The organism is Ralstonia sp. RRA (genome assembly GCF_037023145.1).
Taxonomy (GTDB): Bacteria; Pseudomonadota; Gammaproteobacteria; order Burkholderiales; family Burkholderiaceae; genus Ralstonia.
Genome location: NZ_CP146092.1, coordinates 339,598 through 361,307, shown reverse-complemented (window position 1 = coordinate 361,307; position 21,710 = coordinate 339,598). Strand labels below are relative to the sequence as shown.

At 65.1% G+C, this 21,710-nt stretch carries 19 protein-coding genes; 9 read left to right on the top strand and 10 right to left on the bottom strand.

Translation table 11 applies throughout. The features are described from left to right. Positions 1-50: 50 nt before the first annotated feature. The gene (locus V6657_RS19695) at positions 51-533 is read right to left on the bottom strand and encodes a MarR family transcriptional regulator (protein WP_048934863.1); all 483 of its coding nucleotides are present in this window, start codon (positions 531-533) and stop codon (positions 51-53) included. 189 nt (positions 534-722) lie between these two features. On the opposite strand from V6657_RS19695, the gene V6657_RS19690 reads away from it, so the two are divergent. From V6657_RS19690 to V6657_RS19660, 7 genes are all read left to right on the top strand, one after another. Next, entirely contained in the window at positions 723-1,556 is an 834-nt protein-coding gene (locus V6657_RS19690; protein WP_048934864.1) for a p-hydroxycinnamoyl CoA hydratase/lyase, read from the top strand. A gap of 33 nt (positions 1,557-1,589) precedes the next feature. Then, positions 1,590-3,041 carry an aldehyde dehydrogenase gene (locus V6657_RS19685; protein ID WP_048934865.1) on the top strand — a complete coding sequence of 484 codons (1,452 nt, stop codon included), beginning with the start codon at positions 1,590-1,592 and terminating at the stop codon, positions 3,039-3,041. Positions 3,042-3,122: 81 nt separating this feature from the next. Continuing rightward, entirely contained in the window at positions 3,123-5,003 is a 1,881-nt protein-coding gene (locus V6657_RS19680; RefSeq protein ID WP_048934959.1) for a feruloyl-CoA synthase, read from the top strand. A gap of 61 nt (positions 5,004-5,064) precedes the next feature. After that, positions 5,065-6,816 carry a tannase/feruloyl esterase family alpha/beta hydrolase gene (locus V6657_RS19675; RefSeq protein ID WP_048934866.1) on the top strand — a complete coding sequence of 584 codons (1,752 nt, stop codon included), beginning with the start codon at positions 5,065-5,067 and terminating at the stop codon, positions 6,814-6,816. 29 nt (positions 6,817-6,845) lie between these two features. Beyond that, positions 6,846-8,066: a 3-(3-hydroxy-phenyl)propionate transporter MhpT gene (gene mhpT, locus V6657_RS19670; RefSeq protein WP_048934867.1), complete on the top strand. Its 1,221-nt coding sequence runs from the start codon at positions 6,846-6,848 to the stop codon at positions 8,064-8,066. Between the two features lie 117 nt (positions 8,067-8,183). Then, complete coding sequence (locus V6657_RS19665; protein WP_082170255.1) at positions 8,184-9,320, top strand: porin; 1,137 nt, start codon at positions 8,184-8,186, stop codon at positions 9,318-9,320. A 116-nt stretch (positions 9,321-9,436) separates the two neighbouring features. After that, entirely contained in the window at positions 9,437-10,675 is a 1,239-nt protein-coding gene (locus V6657_RS19660; protein ID WP_048934868.1) for a cystathionine gamma-synthase family protein, read from the top strand. Here V6657_RS19660 and V6657_RS19655 read toward each other — a convergent pair. The 8 genes from V6657_RS19655 to V6657_RS19620 all read right to left on the bottom strand — a co-directional run bounded on the left by V6657_RS19655 (position 10,666) and on the right by V6657_RS19620 (position 18,034). Further along, positions 10,666-11,979, bottom strand: coding sequence for an MFS transporter (locus V6657_RS19655; protein WP_137884687.1), 1,314 nt, complete (start codon positions 11,977-11,979; stop codon positions 10,666-10,668). The two genes, V6657_RS19660 and V6657_RS19655, sit on opposite strands and share 10 nt — an antisense overlap. A gap of 150 nt (positions 11,980-12,129) precedes the next feature. Continuing rightward, positions 12,130-12,480 (bottom strand): cytochrome C oxidase subunit IV family protein, encoded by a 351-nt coding sequence (locus V6657_RS19650; protein ID WP_048934869.1) that lies wholly within the window; start codon positions 12,478-12,480, stop codon positions 12,130-12,132. Positions 12,481-12,488: 8 nt separating this feature from the next. Next, positions 12,489-13,181 carry a heme-copper oxidase subunit III family protein gene (locus V6657_RS19645; RefSeq protein WP_048934870.1) on the bottom strand — a complete coding sequence of 231 codons (693 nt, stop codon included), beginning with the start codon at positions 13,179-13,181 and terminating at the stop codon, positions 12,489-12,491. Further along, positions 13,178-13,786 carry a cytochrome c oxidase subunit 3 gene (locus V6657_RS19640; RefSeq protein ID WP_048934871.1) on the bottom strand — a complete coding sequence of 203 codons (609 nt, stop codon included), beginning with the start codon at positions 13,784-13,786 and terminating at the stop codon, positions 13,178-13,180. The genes V6657_RS19645 and V6657_RS19640 overlap by 4 nt, the downstream gene beginning before the upstream one ends. After that, positions 13,783-15,552: a cytochrome c oxidase subunit I gene (ctaD, locus tag V6657_RS19635; protein WP_048934872.1), complete on the bottom strand. Its 1,770-nt coding sequence runs from the start codon at positions 15,550-15,552 to the stop codon at positions 13,783-13,785. Before ctaD ends, V6657_RS19640 begins: the two co-directional genes overlap by 4 nt. 12 nt (positions 15,553-15,564) lie before the next feature. After that, complete coding sequence (locus V6657_RS19630; RefSeq protein ID WP_048934873.1) at positions 15,565-16,722, bottom strand: c-type cytochrome; 1,158 nt, start codon at positions 16,720-16,722, stop codon at positions 15,565-15,567. A gap of 232 nt (positions 16,723-16,954) precedes the next feature. Next, entirely contained in the window at positions 16,955-17,467 is a 513-nt protein-coding gene (locus V6657_RS19625; protein ID WP_021193290.1) for a hypothetical protein, read from the bottom strand. Between the two features lie 99 nt (positions 17,468-17,566). Beyond that, complete coding sequence (locus tag V6657_RS19620; RefSeq protein ID WP_048934874.1) at positions 17,567-18,034, bottom strand: DUF3293 domain-containing protein; 468 nt, start codon at positions 18,032-18,034, stop codon at positions 17,567-17,569. A 131-nt stretch (positions 18,035-18,165) separates the two neighbouring features. Here V6657_RS19620 and V6657_RS19615 point away from each other — a divergent pair, with 131 nt between their 5' ends. Both V6657_RS19615 and V6657_RS19610 read left to right on the top strand, forming a co-directional pair. Continuing rightward, positions 18,166-18,621, top strand: a complete 456-nt coding sequence (locus V6657_RS19615) for a universal stress protein (protein ID WP_048934875.1) — start codon at positions 18,166-18,168, stop codon at positions 18,619-18,621. Positions 18,622-18,745: 124 nt separating this feature from the next. Then, entirely contained in the window at positions 18,746-19,444 is a 699-nt protein-coding gene (locus tag V6657_RS19610) for a YceH family protein (RefSeq protein ID WP_048934876.1), read from the top strand. 47 nt (positions 19,445-19,491) lie between these two features. Here V6657_RS19610 and edd read toward each other — a convergent pair whose 3' ends face one another. Further along, positions 19,492-21,330 (bottom strand): phosphogluconate dehydratase, encoded by a 1,839-nt coding sequence (gene edd, locus V6657_RS19605; RefSeq protein ID WP_048934877.1) that lies wholly within the window; start codon positions 21,328-21,330, stop codon positions 19,492-19,494. Between the last annotated feature and the right edge of the window lie 380 nt (positions 21,331-21,710).

Below are 21,710 nucleotides of genomic sequence, written 5' to 3'. Positions count from 1 at the left end.
CTTTATTACATTGCATAACGGCGGTTGCCGCGGCAACTGAAGGACCATGCTCAGCGCAGGTTACGCCCGCATTGCAGCAGCAGATCGTGCAGCAACTCCGCGTGGGCGTCGTCGATCCCCTGCAGCATTTCCTTCTCCAGCCGGCTGACGGCCTCGTCGCACAGCGCGAGCAGCGCCAGCGCTTCGTCAGTCAGGCCCAGCATGACGATGCGGCCGTGCGTGGGGTCGGGCGTGCGGGTGACCCAGCCACGCGCTTCCATTGTTTTCACCACTTCATTGGCCGACTGCGGCGACATGAACGAGCGTTCCGCCAGTTGCGCGTTCGACAGGCTGCCGCGCGCATGCAGCACCGACAGCGCGGTGAACTGCGGCACCGTCAGCCCATGCGGCGCCAGCGCCTCGCCCAGGCGGCGCTTGACGATGCGGTCGGTGCGGCCGATCAGGTAGGGCAATCGAGCGGATGTTGCCGGAACAGACTCCGCGCCCGGCGTGTTGGATCGAGGTGCGGTGCGGGTGGTTTTTGTAGCCGCCATGGATGTGGGTGAGAGGTGTGCGCTTGCCGATGTGCGCATTCTGCTACGTGTCGTTCGGATCAGGGTTTACGGCAATGATAATCTCCTTGTTATATCAGGCTACCTGATATTAAATGGGCACCAAGCTGACACGCACCGCAACCCAGATGGTGTGTGTCTCAAGCAAGCCGACAGATCAAGGAGATGGAAATGGCTGATTACCAAAGGCGCTGGAAAACCGTGGACGTGAAGGTCGACCAGGGCATCGCGTGGGTGACGTTCAACCGCCCCGAAAAGCGCAACGCCATGAGCCCGACGCTCAACTCGGACATGATCCAGGTGCTCGAAGCACTGGAGCTGGATGCCGATGCCAAAGTGCTGGTGCTGACCGGCGCCGGCGATGCATGGACAGCCGGCATGGACCTGAAGGAATACTTCCGCGAAGTCGATGCCGGCCCCGAGATCCTGCAGGAGAAGATCCGCCGCGACGCCTGCCAGTGGCAATGGAAGCTGCTGCGCATGTACGCTAAGCCGACCATCGCGATGGTCAACGGCTGGTGCTTCGGCGGTGGGTTCTCGCCGCTGGTGGCGTGCGACCTGGCGATTGCCGCCGATGAAGCCGTCTTCGGCCTGTCGGAAATCAACTGGGGTATTCCGCCGGGCAACCTCGTCAGCAAGGCGATGGCCGATACGGTGGGCCACCGCCAGGCGCTGTACTACATCATGACCGGCGAGACCTTCACCGGCCAGCAAGCCGCCGCCATGGGCCTTGTCAACGAAAGCGTGCCGCGCGCCCACCTGCGTGCCCGCGTCGTGGCGCTGGCCGAGAAGCTGCTGGAGAAGAACCCGGTGGTGCTGCGTGCCGCCAAGCACGGCTTCAAGCGCAGCCGCGAGCTGACGTGGGAGCAGAACGAGGATTACCTGTACGCCAAGCTCGACCAAGCCACGCTGCGCGATCCCGAAGGCGGTCGCGAGCAAGGGCTCAAGCAGTTCCTGGATGACAAGTCGATCAAGCCGGGCCTGCAAGCGTACAAGCGCGCCTGACCCGCTCACGCCAACGCCCCGGGAGACGAATCCATGCATGACGTGACCCTGCTGATCGGCGGACAGAGCCGGTCGGCTGCCAACGGCGCCACCTTCGAGCGCCGCAACCCGGTCAGCGACGCGGTGGCCTCGCGCGCTGCAGCTGCCACGCTGGAAGACGCGGATGCCGCCGTGCAGGCCGCCGCCGATGCCTTCCCTGCGTGGGCAGCACTGCCACCAGGCGAGCGCCGCAAGCGCCTGCTCAATGCCGCTGAATTGATGGACCAGCACACCGATGCCTTCATCCGCACCGGTGCAGCGGAAACGGGCGCCAGCCCCAACTGGATCGGCTTCAACGTCATGCTGGCGGCCAATATGCTGCGCGAAGCCGCCTCCATGACCACGCAGATCGACGGCAGCGTGATCCCGTCGGATGTGCCCGGCAACTTTGCGATGGCAGTGCGTCAGCCGTGCGGCGTCGTGCTTGGCATTGCGCCGTGGAATGCGCCGGTGATCCTGGGCACGCGTGCGCTGGCGATGCCGCTGGCGTGCGGCAACACGGTGGTGCTCAAGGCGTCGGAACTGTGCCCGGGCGTGCATCGGCTGATCGGTACGGTGCTGCACGAGGCAGGCCTGGGCGACGGCGTGGTCAACGTGGTGACCAACGCGCCCGCCGATGCCGCGCAAGTGGTCGAACGTCTGATCGCGCATCCGGCCGTGCGGCGGGTGAACTTCACCGGGTCGACGCACGTGGGGCGCATCATCGCGCAGCACGCCGCGCAGCACTTGAAGCCCGCGCTGCTGGAGTTGGGCGGCAAGGCGCCGGTGCTCGTGCTGGACGATGCCGACCTGGATGCAGCCGTGGATGCCATCGCCTTCGGCGCGTTCTTCAACCAGGGCCAGATCTGCATGTCGACCGAGCGCGTGATTGCCGATCGCAAGATTGCCGATGCACTGGTCGACAAACTGGCGGCCAAGGCGCGCACGCTGCGTGCGGGCGATCCGATGGATGCCACCGCACAGCTCGGCGCGATGGTCAGTGTGGATGCGGCAAAGCGTGTGCAGGCGCTGGTGGAAGATGCGCGCGCACATGGTGCCGCGCTGCCGGTGGGTTTGCACGCAGATGGCGCGATCGTGCAGCCAGTCATTGTCGATGGCGTGACACCGGCCATGCGGTTGTACGGTGAGGAATCGTTCGGCCCTGTGGTGACGGTGGCGCGCGTGGATGGCGATGACGAGGCCGTCCGCCTATCCAACGACAGCGAATACGGCCTGTCGGCCGCTGTGTTCAGCCGCGATGTGTCACGTGCGATGCAGGTGGCGCGGCGCATTGAATCGGGCATCTGCCACATCAACGGGCCCACCGTGCACGACGAAGCGCAGATGCCGTTCGGCGGCGTGAAGAGCAGCGGTTATGGCCGCTTTGGCGGCAAGGCATCGATTGCGGAGTTCACCGAGCTGCGCTGGATTACTTTGCAGAACACGCCGCGCCACTATCCGATCTGACCGATCTGAAGTGCCGCAGCCGCCCATCACAACGATAAAACGGGCGGCGCATTCAGGAGACAAGACGTGAACCACGTCGAGATGCAGGTTCAAACCGGGCACCCCACGCCGCCCCCGGCGGGTGTGCCTCCTCACCCATACAGGCAGGTTGCCGTGAGCGATGCGCCTGCGCGCTGCGAGACGGACGGCACTGTCTGGCATGTGCGCAATACCGAAGCGTTGGCCGACCATCCGCAGCGCATGACCGACTGCCTGGTGGCCGGCGCCCAGCGTCACCCGGATCGCGTGCTGGCCGCACGTCGCGGGCCGGACGGCGGATGGATCAAGCTGACCTACCGCGAGATGCTGGAGCGCGCCCGCGCCATCGGTCAGGCGCTGCTGGATCGTGGCGTGTCGGCGGAGCGCCCGCTGGCGATTCTGTCGGGCAACGATCTTGAACACCTGCAACTGGCGCTCGGCGCCATGTGGGCGGGTGTGCCATATGCGCCGGTGTCGCCGCCGTATGCGCTGGTGTCGACGGATTTCGGCAAGCTGCGGCACGTGTTCGACGTGCTCACGCCAGGGCTGGTATACGCGGCAGACGGCAGCGCATTTGCCAAGGCGATCGATGCCGTGGTACCCGAGGGCATTGAAGTCATCACGCGCGACGGCACACTGCCTGACCGCGCCGCCACTGCCTTCGACACGTTGCTGCAAACGCTGGTGACCACCGCCGACGCCGCGCAGGCTGCAACCGGCCCCGACACGTTGGTGAAAGTGCTGTTCACCTCCGGCTCGACGCGTGCGCCCAAGGCCGTGCCGACCACGCACCGCATGCTGTGCAGCAACCAGCAGATGCTGCGCCAGACCATTCCCGAATTCGCCAAGGAACCGCCGGTGCTGGTGGACTGGCTGCCCTGGAACCACACCTTTGGCGGCAGCCATAACGTGGGCATCGTGCTCTACAACGGCGGCACGCTGTACATCGATGACGGCCGGCCCGTGCCCGGCAAGTTCAACGAGACCCTGCGCAACCTGCACGAGATTGCGCCCACGGCGTACTTCAACGTGCCCAAGGGGTGGGAAGAACTCGCGCTCGCGCTGGAACGGGACCCAGCGCTGCGCGAGACATTCTTCTCGCGCGTGAAGCTCTACTTCTTCGGCGGCGCGGGTTTGTCGCAGGAAGCGTGGGACCGGCTGGAACGCGTGACCGGACAGCACTGCGGTGAACGCATCCGCATCATGGCCGGCCTGGGCATGACCGAGACCTCGCCGTGTTGCCTGTTCACCACCGCGCCGATCATGCGCGCGGGCTATGTCGGCACGCCGGCACCGGGCTGCGAACTCAAGCTCGTACCCGTGGGTGACAAGCTGGAAGCGCGCTTTCGCGGGCCGCACGTCATGCGCGGTTACTGGCGGCTGGCCGAGGAACCGGCTGCCCCGGTCTTCGACGAAGAGGGCTACTACTGCAGCGGTGATGCGCTGCGCTTCTACGACCCGGCGTGCCCGGAGAAAGGCCTCGTCTTCGATGGCCGCATCGCTGAAGACTTCAAGCTCAGCTCCGGCACGTTCGTGAGCGTCGGGCCGTTGCGCGCCCGCGTGATCGCGACAGGTGCGCCGTATGTGCAAGACGTCGTGATTGCCGGCATGAACCGTGACGACATCGGGCTGCTGGTGTTTCCACACATCGAGCCATGCCGGCGCCTGTCGGGCTTGCCGCCCACGGCCAGCGTGGCGGATGTGCTGGGTGCGCCGGCCGTGCGCTCGGCATTTGCCGCCCTGCTGCACGAGCTGAACGCCACAGCCACCGGCAGCGCCACGCGCGTGGCGCGGCTGCTGCTGCTCGATGCGCCGCCGTCGCTGGACCGCGGCGAGATCACCGACAAGGGCACGCTCAACCAGCGCGCTGTGCTCGCCCACCGCGCAGCGCAGGTCGACACGCTGTATTGCGATGGCGACCCTGCCGTGATCCGCACGGGCTGACCCCACCGCTGCAACACGATCCAACCGGCAAAGACCGGTTCATCCACCCAGGAGGAGACTCATGAAGACCGTCATGTCACGGGGCATGGCGCTGGCCGCGCTCGCCCTCGCGCTGAGCTGCGCCGGCTGCAACGACGACAGTGCTGGCGATGCATCATCGTCGTCGCAGGCGTCGCAACTGCCGCAGCTCACAGCTGCCACCGGCATGAACCTCGCCGCCGCGTGCGAGAGCTTTGCCGGCAAGCTGAGCTTTGCCAACACCAGTATCACCGCCGTTTCTACCGTAGCCGCCGGCACGCTGACCGTGGGCGGTAACGCCATTCCTGAGCACTGCTTGATCACCGGCACGATGAACACGCGCGTGAGCCCGGTCGATGGCAAGACCTACGCCATCGGCTTCCAGATGCGCTTGCCCAAGACGTGGAACGGCCGCTTCTTCTATCAGGCCAACGGCGGGCTGGACGGCTCGGTGCTCACGGCGCTTGGTGCGCTGGGCGGCGGGCCCGTCAGCAGTGCGCTGGGTTCGGGGTTTGCCGTTATCAGTTCGGATGCGGGGCATAACGGCAGCCAGATTCCGCTGTTCGGGCTGGACCCGCAGGCTCGCCAGGACTACGGCTACAACGCCGTCGCCACCCTCACGCCGATGGCCAAGTCGATGATCGCGCAGGTCTACGGCAAGGCGCCGGACCGCAGCTACTTTGGCGGCTGCTCGAACGGCGGGCGTCACGCGATGGTGGCGGCTGCACGTTCGGCCAATGCGTACGACGGCATCGTGGCGGGCGACCCGGGCTTCCACCTACCCAAGGCGGCCATCAACGAGGTGTACAGCGCGCAGCAACTGGCAACGGTGGCAACGGCCAACACCAGCGCCGGCTTCCCAGACATCACCACCGCCTTGAGCGCCACGGAGCGTGCCATGGTGGCCAGCCATGTGCTCGCCAAGTGCGATGCGCTGGACGGCACGACCGACGGCATGATCAACAACCTCAAGGCCTGTCAGGCTGCCTTCAGCCTCGCCAATGATGTGCCGACCTGCACCGGTGCGCGTGACGGCACGTGCCTGACGACAGCGCAGAAGACCGTGATGGCCAACCTGTTTGCTGGCGCGCACAACAGTGCGGGGCAGGCGTTGTATTCGGGCTTTCCGTTCGATGCCGGCATCAGCGGCAGCAACTGGGCGGCGTGGAAGCAGGGCAATTCGATCCAGCTCGACCCGGCAGCGCTGGCCTTCGTCTTTACGACCACGCCGCAGCCTGCGTCCGCCATCACCACGCTCACGGCGTACGGGCTGGCGTTCAACATGGACACCGACGCGCCCAAGATCTTCGCGACCGACGCCACGTACACCGAATCGGCTTGGTCGTTCATGACGCCGCCCAATGAGACCAACCTCAGCACACTTAAGGCACGCGGCGCCAAGCTGATGGTCTACCACGGCACCAGCGACCCGGTGTTCTCGTCCGACGACACCACAGACTGGTATCAGCGCCTGGCGGCAGCCAATGGCGGCGACGCCAGCAACTTCGCGCGCTTCTATCCGGTGCCCGGCATGAACCACTGCTCGGGCGGCCCCACCGCCGATCAGTTCGACATGCTGACCCCGCTGGTGGCCTGGGTGGAGAAGGGCGTGGCACCCGACAGCGTGGTCGCCACCGCGCGCGGGCCTGCCAACGCCGTACCCAATGCCGAAGTGCCGAGCGACTGGAACGCCGCCGGCCACGACCGGACCCGCCCGCTGTGCGCCTACCCCAAGAACGCGCGCTACACCGGCAGCGGCAACATTAACGACGCATCGAGCTTCAGTTGCCAATGACGCCTGTCCAACTTCCGGAAGGAGACGCCATGCAAACCACCACCACGACCGTGAGCCGCGAGTCCGCAGGCTCCGCCGTCGCCATGACCCTCGGGCTGTGCTTCATCGTCGCGTTGCTTGAAGGGCTCGATCTGCAATCCATTGGCGTGGCCGCGCCGCGCATGGCACGCGAGTTCGGCCTGTCGGTCGGGCAGATGGGTCTGGCCTTCAGCGCAGGCACGTTCGGCCTGTTGCCAGGCGCCATGCTGGGCGGGCGCCTGGCCGATCGCATCGGCCGCAAGCGCGTGCTGATTTTGGCGACTGCGCTGTTCGGCGTGTTCTCGATCGCCACCGCGCACGTGTGGGATTTCAACAGCTTGCTGATGATCCGCGTGGCCACCGGCATCGGGCTGGGCGCAGCCATGCCCAACCTGATCGCGCTGTGTGCCGAAGCGGTGCCCACACGTCTGCGCAACACCGCCGTGAGCGTCATGTATTGCGGCATCCCGTTCGGCGGGGCCATCGCGGCGGTGGTCGGCATGTTCAGCGCGGGCGACGACGGCTGGCGGCACATCTTCTACGTGGGCGGCTTCGGTCCGCTGGTGGTGGTGCCGCTGCTGCTGACGCTGCAGGAATCGCGCCGCTTCGACAGCGCGCAACGTGGCGCCATCCAACCGCCGCCGGTGTCCTGGGCGCTGTTTGGCGAGCGGCGCGCGGCGGCTACGCTGCTCCTGTGGGTGAGCTATTTCTTCACGCTGATCGTGCTGTACTTCCTGCTCAACTGGCTGCCCTCGCTGATGGCCGCGCAGGGGCTGAGCCGCCCGCAGGTGGGCGTGGTGCAGATCCTGTTCAACATCGGCGGCGGCGCGGGTGCGCTGGGCATCGGCATGCTGATGGACGCGGCACGACCGCGCTGGGTGGTGTCGGGCATGTATGTCGGCATCATCGCGGCGCTGTCGCTGCTGGCTGCGGCGGGCGGCATGACGTCAATGTCGGCGGGCGCGTTCATGGCCGGGTTGTTCGTGATCGGCGCGCAGTCGGTGCTGTATGCGCTGGCGGCGGCCTACTACCCGACTGTCGTGCGCGGCACGGGTGTGGGCGCGGCGGTGGCGGTGGGGCGGCTGGGCTCGATTGCCGGGCCGCTGCTGGCGGGCCAGTTGCTGGCGATGGGGCAGCACGCCACCACCATCATTGGCGCCAGCATCCCCGTCACCATTATTGCGGCGCTGGCTGCGTTGCTGTTGCTCAAGCGGCCGCGCGTGCAGGACTAGCGCACCGTATCTTTGCGCCGTCCGCCCGGATGGCGCCTCCTCGCATTCCCGGATTCCAAACTGCCGGCCCGCCAGACATGGGGGGCGGGACCGGCTCGACCCTAGGAGGGGCCCCACATGCAAAACACCAACTTGCGCATGCGCCGTCTTGCGCTCGCGGCCGCCACATGCGCACTCGCCAGCGGCGCCGCCAGCGCCCAGAGCGTCACGCTCTACGGCCTGATTGATACGGGCATCGAGTACGTCAGCCACGCCAATGCCAACGGCAATGGCCTGACACGCATCCCATCCGTCACGGGCACGCTGCCCTCGCGCTGGGGCCTGCGCGGTGCGGAAGACCTCGGCAGCGGCGTGAAGGCCGTGTTCACGCTGGAGAGCGGCTTCAACACCAACACCGGCACGTCCGGCCAGGGCAGCCGCCTGTTCGGCCGCCAGGCCTGGGTGGGGCTGGCGAGCGACTACGGCACCGTCACGCTGGGCCGGCAGTACAGCATGGTCTTCCTGTCGCTGGCCGACGCCGACTTCCTCGGCCCCAGCCAGTACGCCATCGGCTCGCTGGACGCCTACATCCCCAACGCGCGCACCGACAACACCATCGCCTACAAGGGCACCTTCAGCGGCCTGACGCTGGGCGCCACATACTCGTTCGGCCGCGATGCCGCAGGCGGCGTGCCGGCATCCGGCACCTGTGCGGGGGAAGTGGCGGGCAACGCCTCGTCGTGCCGTGCCGTGTCGGCGATGGTGAAATACGACGCGGCCACCTTCGGCTTTGCGGGTGCGTACGAAGAACAGCGCGGCGGCACCGGCGCCACCGCTTCGTTCTTCAACGGGAGTGCGCCCGTCGCATTCGTTGATGCGGGTGACAAGGACCGCCGCATCGTCGCCAACGGCTATGTGAAGCTGGGCAACGCCAAGCTCGGCGCAGGATGGATCGGCCGTCACCTGCAGGCCGCCGCCGGCGACGTGCGCTCCAATCTGGTCTTCGTCAACGGCAGCTATCCGCTCACCGGCGCACTTACGCTGGATGCAGGCCTGATCCGCATCATCAACGCAGACCAGAGCCGCAGCGCGACCATGGCCGTGGTGCGTGGGGTCTATGCGCTGTCCAAGCGCACGGCGCTGTATGCGCAGACGGGCTATCTGTGGAACAGCGCCAACGCGCAGTACTCCGTCAGTGGCGGGGGCGGCGGTACGACGCCGGCCAAGGGCATGAACCAGCTCGGCGCGATGGTGGGGATGCGGACCGCATTCTGATGAGGAGAAGGCGCCGTCGCATGGTTTTGCGGCGGCGCCGGGCCCATGAGCAGCGGGCCGGCCGGGAATCGCGCGATAATGGCCAACTTTCCCGTGATTCTTCTGCTGCCCCCGCCATGACCGGACTGACCACCGCCCTCCTGCACGCCGACCGCGAAGCCGGCAACGAGCATTACGCCGTGCACAAGCCCCTGCATACGTCCACCACGTATGGCTATACGGACACGCGCGAGCTGATCGACGTGTTCCAGGGCAAGCCCGGCTACACCTATGCGCGCCAGGGCAACCCGACCACGGCGGCGCTGGAAGCCAAGATCACCATGATGGAGGGTGGCTTGGCCACCGCGTGCTTCGCCACCGGCATGGCCGGCATCGTGGCCGTGTTCTCGACCCTGCTGCGCGCGGGCGACCACGTGGTCTCCAGCGCCTTCCTGTTCGGCAACACCAACAGCGTGTTCGAGACGCTGCGACACATGGGCGTAGAGGTGACGTTTGTCGATGCCACCTCGGCACAGGCCGTGGCGGACGCCGTGCAACCGAACACGCGCCTCGTCTTTGTGGAGACCATCGCCAACCCGCGCACGCAGGTGGCCGACCTCAAGGGCATCGGCGACATCTGCAAGGCACGCGGCCTGCTGTACGTGATCGACAGCACGATGACCTCGCCGTGGCTGTTCCGTGGGCGTGATGCACAGGCCAGCCTGGTGGTGCATTCGCTGTCCAAGTACATCGGCGGGCACGGCAACGCGCTGGGCGGCGCGGTGGTGGACACCGGTCTGTTTGATTGGACGACGTATCCGAACATCTTTCCGGCCTATCGCAAGGCCAAGCCGGAAATGCAGGGCATCCAGCAGATCCGCAAGAAGGGCCTGCGCGATCAGGGCGCGACGCTCATTGCCGATGCCGCACACCGCATTGCCGTGGGTGCTGAAACCATGGCCCTGCGCATTGACCGCACCTGCAGCAACGCGCTGGCGCTGGCCCGCACGCTGGCCGCGCACCCGAAGGTGGCACGCGTGTACTACCCCGGCCTGCCGGAGCACCCCGAGCACGCCCGCGCCACCGAGCTGTTCCGCCACTACGGCGGCCTGCTGAGCTTCGAGCTGGTGGAAGGCGCCGACTACGTGGAGATGCTCAACCACCTGCGCTTTGCCGTGCGTGCCACCCACCTGGGTGACACGCGCACGCTGGTGATTCCGGTGGCGCCCACCATCTATTGGGAAATGGGCGCCGAGCGCCGTGCGTCGATGGGCATTGCCGATTCGCTGGTGCGTGTGTCGGTCGGCATTGAAGATGAAGCCGACCTGCTGGCCGACTTCACCCAGGCGCTGGACGCCATTACCGTTCAGGCGTAAGCCGGCTTGTGCCGCAGCACGTGCATCAGCAACGCAGCGGCACACAGGTAGAGGGCCATCACGAATGCAAGCCCGGGCACGGGAGAACCGGTCGCGCCGGTAATCCAGGTCGTGATCGACGGCATGACGGATGGCCCGAGATTCCCCAGGCTGCTGATGAGGGCGATGCCGCCCGCGGCGGTCTTGCGCGGCACGTACTCGCTTACGGCGGCAAAGAAGAGTGGCGTGGTGGACGATTTGCCCACCGCGACCACCGCCAGCGCCACGATGGACCACACCAGGTGTCCTTTGGCGAAGATCGTCAGGAACAGGCCCAATGCGGCGAGTAGCGCCATGCAGGCAAAGTGCCGGCGGCGCTCCTGGTGACGGTCGGAGCTGCGGCCCACCAGCACCATGCTGGCGGCGCCCACCACTGCGGGAATGCCGGCCAGCAATCCGACCACGAACACGTCTGCCACGCCCCAGCTTTTGATGAGCGTTGGTGTCCAGAACACCACCGCATAGCTCGCGCCCAGAAACAGGAAGTACGTGAGCGATAGCAGGTAGACCTTCGGATCACGCAGCAGACTGCCCAGCGCGCCATGGCCTGCCTGAGTGGTGTCTTGGCTCAGCAGGCGGCGCAGCGTGTTCTTCTCGCCTTGCGTGAGCCAGGCCGAGTCTTCGGGGCGGTCTTTCAGCATGAAATAGGCCACGATGCCAAGCAACGGTGCCGGCAGACCGTGCACCACAAACAGCCACTGCCAGCCATGCAAGTCGAGCACACCATCCATGAACTTCATGAGCCAGCCTGAAGCCGGCCCGGCGATGATGCCGGCAATCGGCAGGGCGACCATGAAGGTTGAGATGGCCTTGGCGCGCCGGCTGCTGGGGTACCAGTAGGTCAGGTACAGGATGACGCCCGGAAAGAACCCTGCTTCGAATGCGCCCAACGCAAAGCGCAGCGCGTAGAACTGCATGGGCGTCTGCACGAAGATCATGGCGGCCGCGCACAGGCCCCAGCACACCATGATGCGCAGCAACGTCTTGCGCGCGCCGATCCGCTCCAGGATCAAGTTGCTCGGCACTTCAAACAGGAAGTAGCCCACGAAGAAGATGCCCGCACCTGCCGCGTACACCGCATCGCTAAACGGCAGTGAATGCTTCATCTGCAACTGCGCAAAGCCGATGTTGATCCGGTCCAGGTAGGCAATGACGTAGCACGTGATGAGCAATGGCAAAAGGTGCCAGTTCACCTTGGCAAAGAGTGCGTCGTCATTGGGTTGCGCAAGGGGGCGCAAGTCGGCTGGTGCCAACGTTTTTTCCATGCATGTCTCCTTTGTTGTCCGCGCGCCATGTTTGGCATGCGTGCCGAGGCCTATGGTTTTGTGGTGCCTCGATCAAAGGATGGTGCTTGGAATGTCGCCGGGTCGTGCTGCGCTCAACCAATCCTTACGTTCTTGTTGCGCTCGGGCAGGTCAGTGGAAGAAGAGGGCGCGCATGCCAAAGGTGTGGTGTGCCTCTGCGGCCATCAGCACCATCAACACCAGCAGGGCCAGGGGCGGTATCAGGATGGCGTACACCAGCGCCAGCCGCTCCCAAACCATGTGCATGAACACCGATACGATCAGGCCCGCCTTGGCAATCATCAGCACAATGATCAGCGTCCAGCGCGTTAGCCCTTCCACGCGAAAGTAGTCCACCAGGTACGACAGGGTGCTCAGCACAAACAGCAGCCCCCAGATTTTCAAGTAGATGCCGATGGGGTGCTGCTGGCCATGTGCGGCGGTGGAAGCCTCATGGCCGTGAGCGGCGTCGGTGTGGTCCATGGTCTGCCTCACCACAAGTAGAACAGCGCAAAGATGAATACCCAGACGAGATCGACGAAGTGCCAGTACAGGCCGGCGATCTCAACAATCTGGAAGTTGCCGTGTTCGGCAAAGCCTGGCTGCAGGATCTTGCGCGCGATCAGCAGCAGGTAGATCACGCCGCAGGTCACGTGAAAGCCGTGGAACCCGGTAATCATGAAGAAGCACGCGCCAAACTGTGCTGCGCCTAGCGGGTTGCCCCATGGGCGGATGCCTTCGTGCACGATCAGCTTGGTCCATTCGAACGCCTGCATCGAGACAAAGGCAGCGCCCAGCAAGGCCGTGGCCAACATCAACAACGCCGCCCGCTTGGCGTCGCGCCGGTAGCCGAAGTTGACCGCCATCGCCATCGTGCCGCTGCTGCTGATGAGCACGAACGTCATGATGGCGATGAGGAGCAACGGCACCTCGACGCCACCCACCGACAGCCCGAACACCTTCGATGGATCCGGCCACGGCACCGTGGTCGACATGCGCACCGTCATGTAGCCGATCAGGAAGCTGCTGAAGATGAAGGTGTCCGACAGCAGGAAGATCCACATCATGGCCTTGCCCCACGGCACCTTGAAGGTTTCGCGGTCGCCTGACCAGTCGTTGACGATGCCGGGCCAGCCTTCCGGGGCGGCTTGCGTGGAATCGGTCGGTAGCGTGGGCGTGCTCATGGCGTGGCTCCGTACAACGGCCCGCAGATGGCGGTGACGAATGCTGGGGTGATCCACCACATCGCCGCCAGCAGCACGAGCCACACGGCCAGCAGGAAATGCCAGTACGTTGTGCAGAGGGCGACGGCGCGCTGGGTGCGATCCATGTTGCCGCGCAGGCGCACAATCGTCACAACCAAGACGACAAGCCCGCCGATCACGTGCGCTGCATGCAGGCCAGTGAAGACATAGAGGAAGCTGTTGGAGGGGTTGGCCGCCACACCTTGGCCGCTGGCAGACAGCTGTTGCCAGGCGGTCCATTGGCCGAAGACGAACAGCGCCGCAAGCGCGCCGCCTGCCAGTAACCAAACCGTGCGGCGCGATGCTGCGCGCCGTGCAAGCTCCATCGCCGCACTCGCCAGCGCAAGCGCACCGGTGTTCCACCACAGCAGCACCGGGTGCGGCACGGGCATCCAATCCGCCTCACGCATACGCATCGCATAAGCGAGGATCAGCAGCGAGAACAAGGCCGTCACGACGCCCATGAAGACGCGCAGACCGATGCGCCCGGCGCTTGGTGGAACGGGCGATGCATCCGGAACGAAGCGGCGGGGCAGGGTCGTCATGCGCGCACCCCGCCAGCGTGGAGGATGTCGGCTTCTGTCTCGGGCGCGCCGGTGGGCGGCTCGTTCTGCGGCACGAAGTCTTCTGCGCGATTGGGCGGGCTGTACTCGTATGCCCAGCGATAGACCACCGGCAGCGTCGGCCCCCAGTTGCCGTGCACGGGCGGTGTCTGCGGGGTCTGCCATTCGAGCGTGGTGGCGCGCCACGGGTTGCTACCGGCCTGCTTGCCGCGCACCAGGCTCCACGCCAGGTTGATCAGGAACAGCAACTGCGCCGCCCCCACGATGATCGCAATCACAGTGATGAACGTGTTCAGCGTCTGCGCCGATGGCGGGATGAAGCTGTAGCCCTCATAGGCGTAATACCGGCGCGGCATGCCCAGCACGCCCAGGTAGTGCATCGGAAAGTAGATCAGGTACGTGCCGATGAAGGTGATCCAGAAATGCGCGCGGCCCAGCGTGTCATTCAGCATGCGCCCCGTCACCTTCGGATACCAGTGGTAGAGCCCGCCAAACACCACCAGGATCGGCGACACGCCCATCACCATGTGGAAGTGCGCGACCACGAAGTACGTGTTGGACAGCGGAATGTCCACACTCACGTTGCCGAGGAAGAGGCCGGTGAGCCCGCCGATCACGAACGTGCTGATGAAGCCGATGGCAAACAGCATCGGCACGGTCAGGTGGATGTCGCCGCGCCACAGCGTGAGCACCCAGTTGTAGACCTTGAGCGCGGTCGGGATGGCGATGATGAGCGTGGTGGTGGCGAAGAAAAAACCAAAGTACGGGTTCATGCCCGCCACAAACATGTGGTGCGCCCACACGACAAAGCTCAGTGCACCGATGATGACGATGGCCCACACCATCATGCGATAGCCGAAGATGTTCTTGCGCGCGTGCGTGCTGATGAGGTCTGACACGATGCCGAACGCTGGCAGCGCGACGATGTATACCTCGGGGTGCCCGAAGAACCAGAACAGGTGCTGGAACAGCAGCGGGCTGCCGCCGGCATGCTGGAGTGTTTGCCCCATCGACACGACCGCCGGGATGAAGAAGCTCGTGCCCAGCGTCTTGTCGAGCAGCATCATGATGGCCGACACGAACAGCGCCGGAAATGCCAGCAGCGCCAGCACCGTCGCCGTGAAAATGCCCCACACCGTGAGGGGCATGCGCATCAGCGTCATGCCGCGTGTGCGCGCCTGCAGCGTGGTCGTCACGTAGTTGAGCCCGCCCATGGTGGCCGCGACGATGAAGATGGCCAGCGACACCAGCATCAGCACGATGCCCCACTCGGTGCCCGGTGTGCCGGGCAGAATCGCCTGTGGTGGATACAGCGTCCACCCCGCGCCGGTCGGCCCGCCCGGCACAAAGAAGCTCGCCACCAGCACCAGCACGGCCAGCAGATAGACCCAGTAGCTGAGCATGTTCAGGAACGGAAACACCATGTCGCGCGCACCCAGCATCAGCGGGATCAGGTAATTGCCGAAGCCCCCCAGGAACAGCGCCGTGAGCAGGTAGATCACCATGATCATCCCGTGCATGGTGACGAACTGGTAGTAGTGGTTGGCGTCGATGAAGGCGAACTTGCCCGGAAAGCCCAGTTGCAGCCGCATCAGGTTCGACAACACGAGCCCGACCAGCCCGATGGCGATGGCCGTGAGCGAGTACTGCACCGCGATGACCTTGTGGTCCTGGCTCCAGACGTAGCGTGTCCAGAAACTCGAGGGTTCGTGACCCTGGCCGTCGTGATCGGTGTGGGCGTAGGACATGGAGTCTCCTCGCTACGGTTTGGCAGCGGTGGCTGCAGCGTCGCTGCTCTGCGCCTTGATGTAAGCCACCAGTGCCGAGAGTTCCTGCTCGCTCAGATCGAAGTTCGGCATGATCGGCGCGAAGCCCTTCACCACACGCGCTTTCGGGTCTCGGATGAAGGCACGCAGGTACGCCTCATCGGCGGTTGCGGTTGAGCCGTCGGCCATGGTCTGCGTGGATCCGTACAGGCCCTTCCACGTGGGGCCGACGCCGGGGCTGCCGTTGATCGTGTGACAGGCGACGCAGCCCTTGGCCTGCGCGAGCGTTTTGCCCTGGTCGGCCAACGCCTGGGCGTTGCCACCCGCCATTGTTTGCCCGGCCGATGCGGCCTGCACCTTGGCTTGCTGGCGTTGCTCAAGCGTCGGTTGCTGCGCCAGCCAGCGCGCGAACGACGCTTCGTCTTCCACCACCACCACGCCGCGCATGTTGGAGTGGCCGATGCCGCAGAGCTGCGCGCACAAGATGTCGTAGCGGCCCGCCTTGGTAGGCGTGAACCAGAAGGAGGTGATCATGCCCGGCACCATGTTCATCCGCGCCCGGAACGGCGGCACATAGAAGTCGTGCAGTACGTCGCGCGAGCGGGTCAGCACCTGCACGGGATGGTTCAGCGGCAGGTGTACTTCGGGCGCGTCGATCAGGTGGTTGTCGCGCCCGTTCGGGTCAGCCGGGTTCAGGCCAAACGGGTTGTCGTCGCTGATGTACTTCACGTCGGTTGAGCCGAGCTTGCCGCCCGCGCCGGCAAAGCGGAAACGCCATTGCCATTGCTGGCCGAGCACCTCCATCTGCAACGCGTTGGCAGGTGGGCGTACGTAGTCGGCATAGACGAACAGGCCCGGCGCCAGCAGCGCCGCCACGCCCACGGAGGTGATGCCGATCAGCCACCATTCCAGGCGGCGGTTGTGCGGCTCGTAGCTGGCGCGATGGCCATCGCGATGACGGTAGCGCACCAGCGCCACCACAACGAAGAGGTTGATGGCGATGAACAGCGCGCCGGTGATGATGATGGTGATCGTGAGCGTGTCGTCCATGCGCACCCAGTTGGATGCGATTGGCGTGATCCACCACGGGCTGACAAAGTGAAACCCCACCGCCAGCACGACGATCAGCACAAGCGCAATCGCAAGGGCCATGGGCACCTCCCGCCGAGGGTGATCCTCAACACGCTACAGACAGGCTAGGTCGCGTGATCGGATCGTGCAAGGCAACGAAAGGAGGACGCGCGCCCGGCATGCGGATTGCGCCAACACACGTTTTGCGTGCTGCAATGCAATGCAAAACGGCCGCCTCCGGCATGTGTTGCCGCAGGCGGCCGTCTCCTGATGGCGTCGGGTGTCTTGCGGCGCCGCAGGAAAAAACGGCGCGTCAGTGCATCGTTTCCTGAGCGCGCCGCTCCAGCATGCCGTACGTGACGGCGGTCACCGCGCCAAATAGCAGGTTCGCCAGCAATGGCCCGGAGCCGCGTTCCGATGCAAACCACGGAAACACTGCCGTCATGCCGTAGAAGTTGACGACGTACGCGACGATCCCAAAGGCCAGCCCGATGGCGGCGAGCATGCCCATGCTCGAATCGAAGTGGAACGGCGCGATGATGGCCCCGAGAATCATCCCCATGATGGCGCCCAGCACGAAGTGCAGCACCAATGCCGTCGCCACGATGCCGAAGCTGAACAGCGACATCTGCTCCAGTGCCCCCTGGCCCATGATCATGGCCGCAATCTTGTGCGTCGGCCGCCAGGGGCTTTCATTGAGCACCATGGTCGACCAGAAAAACTCCAGCACGATGACCAGTGCGCCACCCACAATGCCCGCCACGCCCGCAGCCAGCCAGTCGGGCATGCGGCGCTCCCAATGATGCGATTGCATATGCAGTTCCATACGAACCTCCTGCTGATGTATCCGCGTCAGCACTTATGAATCGGAAGCGCCACTCGCAATGCTTCAGAGCGCCACTCGCTAAGTGCCCTTTTGCGTAACTCAGTCTGGCAGATACGGGTGCCAACGCAAGGTACAAAAACCCTGCGCATCACACAGCACCACGGCGTTCTGCTCGAAGGTCAGCATCAGGGTGTCGGCGATGGCCGGATCACCGATGAACAGCAGCAGGCTGGGCTCCGGTGCCCACGCATTGGATATGCCCGCAGGTGTGTTTTCAGGTGGGCCGCCCTCGCCGGTGAGCCACGACATGCCGCGCGCGATGGCCCAGGCAAGCAGCTCGGCCTGGCGGGCGGCGTTCTCTTCTGCAGAGACCGGGTGGGAGAACGGTTGATACGCCGTCACGAAGGCAGCCCATGGTGCTTCAGCCTGCGCGAGCAGCGCGGCCACACGCGGGCTGGCGGCGTCGATGGGCAGCAGTACATCGCCTTGCGGCGACGCGACGCGATACCGCGCGCTGCGGTATGCGGCGATCAACTCAGGTGTGAGGGCGGGTGGATGACGGTGCATTGTTGTGTCTCTTCGTCACGGCCATCTGATTTGGCGCAACGCAAAAGGGCCGTGGATGTCACAGAATACGCATGTGCCGGCTACGCCGTGCCATCGCAATCATCCCAACCACTCTCCTGCGAGGCTTGAACATGTACAAGAAGATCCTGGTCGCCGTGGACGGCAGCGAAACCAGCAAACTGGCTTTGACTGAAGCCGTACGCTTGGCCAAGGCTTTCCAGAGCACGGTGCGCGCCGTGTATATCGTCGACAGCCCGGCCATGCTGTTCGACGTCGGCTACTACGACCCGACCGAGCTGCGCAAATCGTTCGTCCAGGCTGGCACGGCGCTGCTGGCGGATGTTGGCTCCGCACTCACCAAGGAAGGCCTGACGTACGAGACCACGCTGGTGGAAACCCAAAGCGTGGGCGAAGACGTGGCCGCTGCCCTGCAGCGCGAAGCCGCACAGAGCGGTGCTGATGTGGTCGTGATCGGCACGCACGGCCGCCGTGGTCTGGCGCACGCCATGCTGGGCAGCGTGGCCGAGAAGTTCATCCGCCAGGCCACCACGCCGGTACTGCTGGTGCGTGGGCCTGCCAAGGGCTGACGTAACGCCGGCCCGATGGCGACGGGTGCCCCCGCCTGTGCCGGATATCATGTTGGGATCACAGGCCGCCGCCTAACAGGCGCACGACCGGCCTCGCTCCCAACACATCCGTCGCCATCCCATCATGAACGTCAATCCCGACGCGCCTGTGCGCCGCACAATCCGCACTCTCACCGCACTTGAAGGACGCGTGCTCGGCGTCCTGGTCGAGAAGCAGAAAACGGTGCCTGACACCTACCCACTGACGCTCAACGCGCTGGCTTCGGGCTGCAATCAGAAGACCGCACGCGCCCCGGTGATGTCTGTCACCGAAGCCGAGATCCTCACCGCCATTGACGGGCTGAAATCACTGAGCCTGGTCATGGAAGGCAGCAGTAGCCGCGTGCCGCGCTTCGAGCACAACATGAATCGCGTGCTCGGTGTGCCCAGCCAAGCCATTGCGTTGCTCACCGTGCTGCTGCTGCGCGGCCCACAGACCGCCGCCGAATTGCGACTGAACGCCGCAAGGCTCCACGCCTTTGCCGACATTTCGTCCGTCGAAGCGTTTCTGGAAGAGATGGCCGAAAGCGATCCGCCGACCGCCGTAAAGTTGGCGCGCACGCCGGGCGAGCGTGAAAGCCGTTGGATGCATTTGCTGTGCGGTGAAGTCACGCAGACCGATATGCCGCAGAGCAGCGCTGGCGACGAGACCGTCGCGCCTTCCGAATTCGAAGCGCTCAAAGCGGAGCAGAAGCGCTTGGCCGACCAAGTGGCCCGGCTTCAAGCGCTTGTTGAACGGATGGCAGCGGAGTTGGGTATCTCGATTGACACGTCGACACTGTAATCGGGGGCAGCTCGCCCCGGAAAAGCGCCGACGCACACTGCGCTAACTTACGCCCCTGCCGACACAAACAACGTGCAGGCCCCTTCTTCCGCTGCCGACACATTGCGGCGGAAGCCCGAGAACAAGTCCCGCCCAACACCCGCGTGGTAGTGCGCCAGGTCTGGCGTCGTGACCTGACGGGCATTCCATTCCGCCTCCGGTACACGCACTTGCAGCGTGCCGGCTTCGGCATCCAGCACCACGACATCGCCATCGCGCACGCGCGCCAGCGGCCCACCGTTGAGCGCTTCCGGCGTGATGTGGATGGCGGCCGGCACTTTGCCCGATGCGCCCGACATGCGCCCGTCCGTGACCAGCGCCACCTTGAAGCCGCGCTCCTGCAGCACCGACAGCGTGGGCGTGAGCTTGTGCAGCTCGGGCATGCCGTTGGCGGCCGGGCCCTGGTAGGGCAGCACGGCAACGAAATCACGCTCCAGCTCGCCGGCCTTGAAGGCGTGGATCAAATCATCCTGCGCAAGGAACACGCGTGCCGGTGCTTCCACAAAGCGATGCTCCGGCTTGACCGCCGACACCTTGATGACCGAACGCCCGAGGTTGCCGTCCAGCACGCGCAGGCCGCCATCTGCCGAGAACGGCTCCGCCACGCCGCGCACGATGTTGGTGTCGAGCGACGCTGCCGCACCATCGCGCCACACCAGCGTGCTGCCTTCCAGGAAGGGCTCTTGTGCATGACGACGCAGACCCTTGCCCATGACGGTGGTCACATCGTCGTGCAGCAGGCCGGCGTCGATCAGCTCGCGAATCACGATCGACAAACCGCCCGCCGCCTGGAATTCGTTCACATCGGCCTTGCCGTTCGGGTACACGCGCGCCAACAGCGGAATCACACCGGAGAGATCGTTGAAGTCATCCCATGTGAGCAGGATGCCCGCCGCGCGTGCCATGGCAATCAGGTGCAGCGTGTGGTTGGTCGAGCCGCCCGTCGCCAGCAGGCCGACGATGCCGTTGACGAAGGCGCGCTCGTCCAGCACATCGGCAATCGGCGTGAACTGTTCGCCGCCGTACACAAGCTTGAGCACTTGGCGGGCAGATTCGCGCGTGAGCGCTTCGCGCATCGGCGTGCCCGGGTTGATGAAGGCGGTGCCCGGCAGATGCAGGCCCATGACTTCCATCAGCATCTGGTTGGAGTTGGCGGTGCCGTAGAACGTACAGGTGCCGGCGCCGTGGTACGACTTGGATTCGGCTTCCAGCAGGTCAGCGCGCGAGAGTTTGCCCTCGGCGTAGCGCTGGCGCGTTTGGGCCTTCTCGTCGTTGCTCATGCCGGTGGTCATTGGGCCGGCCGGCACAAAGATGGCCGGCAGATGGCCGAACGACAGCGCGCCAATCACGAGGCCCGGCACGATCTTGTCGCACACGCCCAGGTACAGCGCGGCGTCAAACATCTGGTGCGACAGCGCCACGGCGGTCGACAGCGCAATCGTGTCGCGCGAGAACAGCGACAGCTCCATGCCGTCCTGCCCCTGCGTCACGCCATCGCACATGGCCGGCACGCCGCCGGCGTACTGGGCGGTGCCGCCGGCTTCCAGTGCGGTCTCCTTGATCCACGCCGGAAATGCCTCCAGCGGCTGGTGCGCCGAGAGCATGTCGTTGTACGCCGAGACGATGCCGATGTTGGGCCGCTCCAGCGCCTTCAGGCGGATCTTCGCTTCGCCCGGCATGGCCGCAAAACCGTGGGCGAGGTTCGTGCACGACAGCAGCGAGCGCTCGACCTTGCGGCCGATGTTCTTGCGCGTGACGTCCAGATAGGCCTGTCGAGGGCCGCGGCTGCGGTCGATGATGCGCTGGGTGACGTCGGCCACAACGTTGTGCAGGCGGTGCGGGGCCATACGGGTTCTCCTGGTGGGGGTCCGGGGTGGGACGGAATTCTGTAATTTTCCTACAAACAGGCCGTTCGTGGTGCAGGGTTTTCCACCGGTGCCGGTTGTGTTCTGACGGCTGAGTACGCGAATTGCGTGCCCGAAGAGGCGCCAAGGTTCTCGCTGTGCGGCATTTCCGGCAGGTTCCGGTCGACCGGAAAACATTGCCATGGCGGCCGCAACAACGCCTTGCCTGTGATGTAGTAATACTACAAAATGGACGAGAAAAGCACGTTGCCCCGCTAGCCGCCATGAAACGCGCTCACAATGAATCGGCGCGATTCCTGCGCAACTCCTGCGCGATTGGTGCAGGTTTCCTAGGCTAGCCTAATCAGTGGCTCACACACAGG

Excerpts from the sequence above, each read along its gene's own strand:
- V6657_RS19695 (WP_048934863.1), bottom strand. The coding sequence starts at position 533 with ATGGCGGCTACAAAAACCACCCGCACCGCACCTCGATCCAACACGCCG.
- V6657_RS19690 (WP_048934864.1), top strand. The coding sequence starts at position 723 with ATGGCTGATTACCAAAGGCGCTGGAAAACCGTGGACGTGAAGGTCGAC.
- V6657_RS19685 (WP_048934865.1), top strand. The coding sequence starts at position 1,590 with ATGCATGACGTGACCCTGCTGATCGGCGGACAGAGCCGGTCGGCTGCC.
- V6657_RS19680 (WP_048934959.1), top strand. The coding sequence starts at position 3,123 with ATGCAGGTTCAAACCGGGCACCCCACGCCGCCCCCGGCGGGTGTGCCT.
- V6657_RS19675 (WP_048934866.1), top strand. The coding sequence starts at position 5,065 with ATGAAGACCGTCATGTCACGGGGCATGGCGCTGGCCGCGCTCGCCCTC.
- mhpT (WP_048934867.1), top strand. The coding sequence starts at position 6,846 with ATGCAAACCACCACCACGACCGTGAGCCGCGAGTCCGCAGGCTCCGCC.
- V6657_RS19665 (WP_082170255.1), top strand. The coding sequence starts at position 8,184 with ATGCAAAACACCAACTTGCGCATGCGCCGTCTTGCGCTCGCGGCCGCC.
- V6657_RS19660 (WP_048934868.1), top strand. The coding sequence starts at position 9,437 with ATGACCGGACTGACCACCGCCCTCCTGCACGCCGACCGCGAAGCCGGC.
- V6657_RS19655 (WP_137884687.1), bottom strand. The coding sequence starts at position 11,979 with ATGGAAAAAACGTTGGCACCAGCCGACTTGCGCCCCCTTGCGCAACCC.
- V6657_RS19650 (WP_048934869.1), bottom strand. The coding sequence starts at position 12,480 with ATGGACCACACCGACGCCGCTCACGGCCATGAGGCTTCCACCGCCGCA.
- V6657_RS19645 (WP_048934870.1), bottom strand. The coding sequence starts at position 13,181 with ATGAGCACGCCCACGCTACCGACCGATTCCACGCAAGCCGCCCCGGAA.
- V6657_RS19640 (WP_048934871.1), bottom strand. The coding sequence starts at position 13,786 with ATGACGACCCTGCCCCGCCGCTTCGTTCCGGATGCATCGCCCGTTCCA.
- ctaD (WP_048934872.1), bottom strand. The coding sequence starts at position 15,552 with ATGTCCTACGCCCACACCGATCACGACGGCCAGGGTCACGAACCCTCG.
- V6657_RS19630 (WP_048934873.1), bottom strand. The coding sequence starts at position 16,722 with ATGGCCCTTGCGATTGCGCTTGTGCTGATCGTCGTGCTGGCGGTGGGG.
- V6657_RS19625 (WP_021193290.1), bottom strand. The coding sequence starts at position 17,467 with ATGGAACTGCATATGCAATCGCATCATTGGGAGCGCCGCATGCCCGAC.
- V6657_RS19620 (WP_048934874.1), bottom strand. The coding sequence starts at position 18,034 with ATGCACCGTCATCCACCCGCCCTCACACCTGAGTTGATCGCCGCATAC.
- V6657_RS19615 (WP_048934875.1), top strand. The coding sequence starts at position 18,166 with ATGTACAAGAAGATCCTGGTCGCCGTGGACGGCAGCGAAACCAGCAAA.
- V6657_RS19610 (WP_048934876.1), top strand. The coding sequence starts at position 18,746 with ATGAACGTCAATCCCGACGCGCCTGTGCGCCGCACAATCCGCACTCTC.
- edd (WP_048934877.1), bottom strand. The coding sequence starts at position 21,330 with ATGGCCCCGCACCGCCTGCACAACGTTGTGGCCGACGTCACCCAGCGC.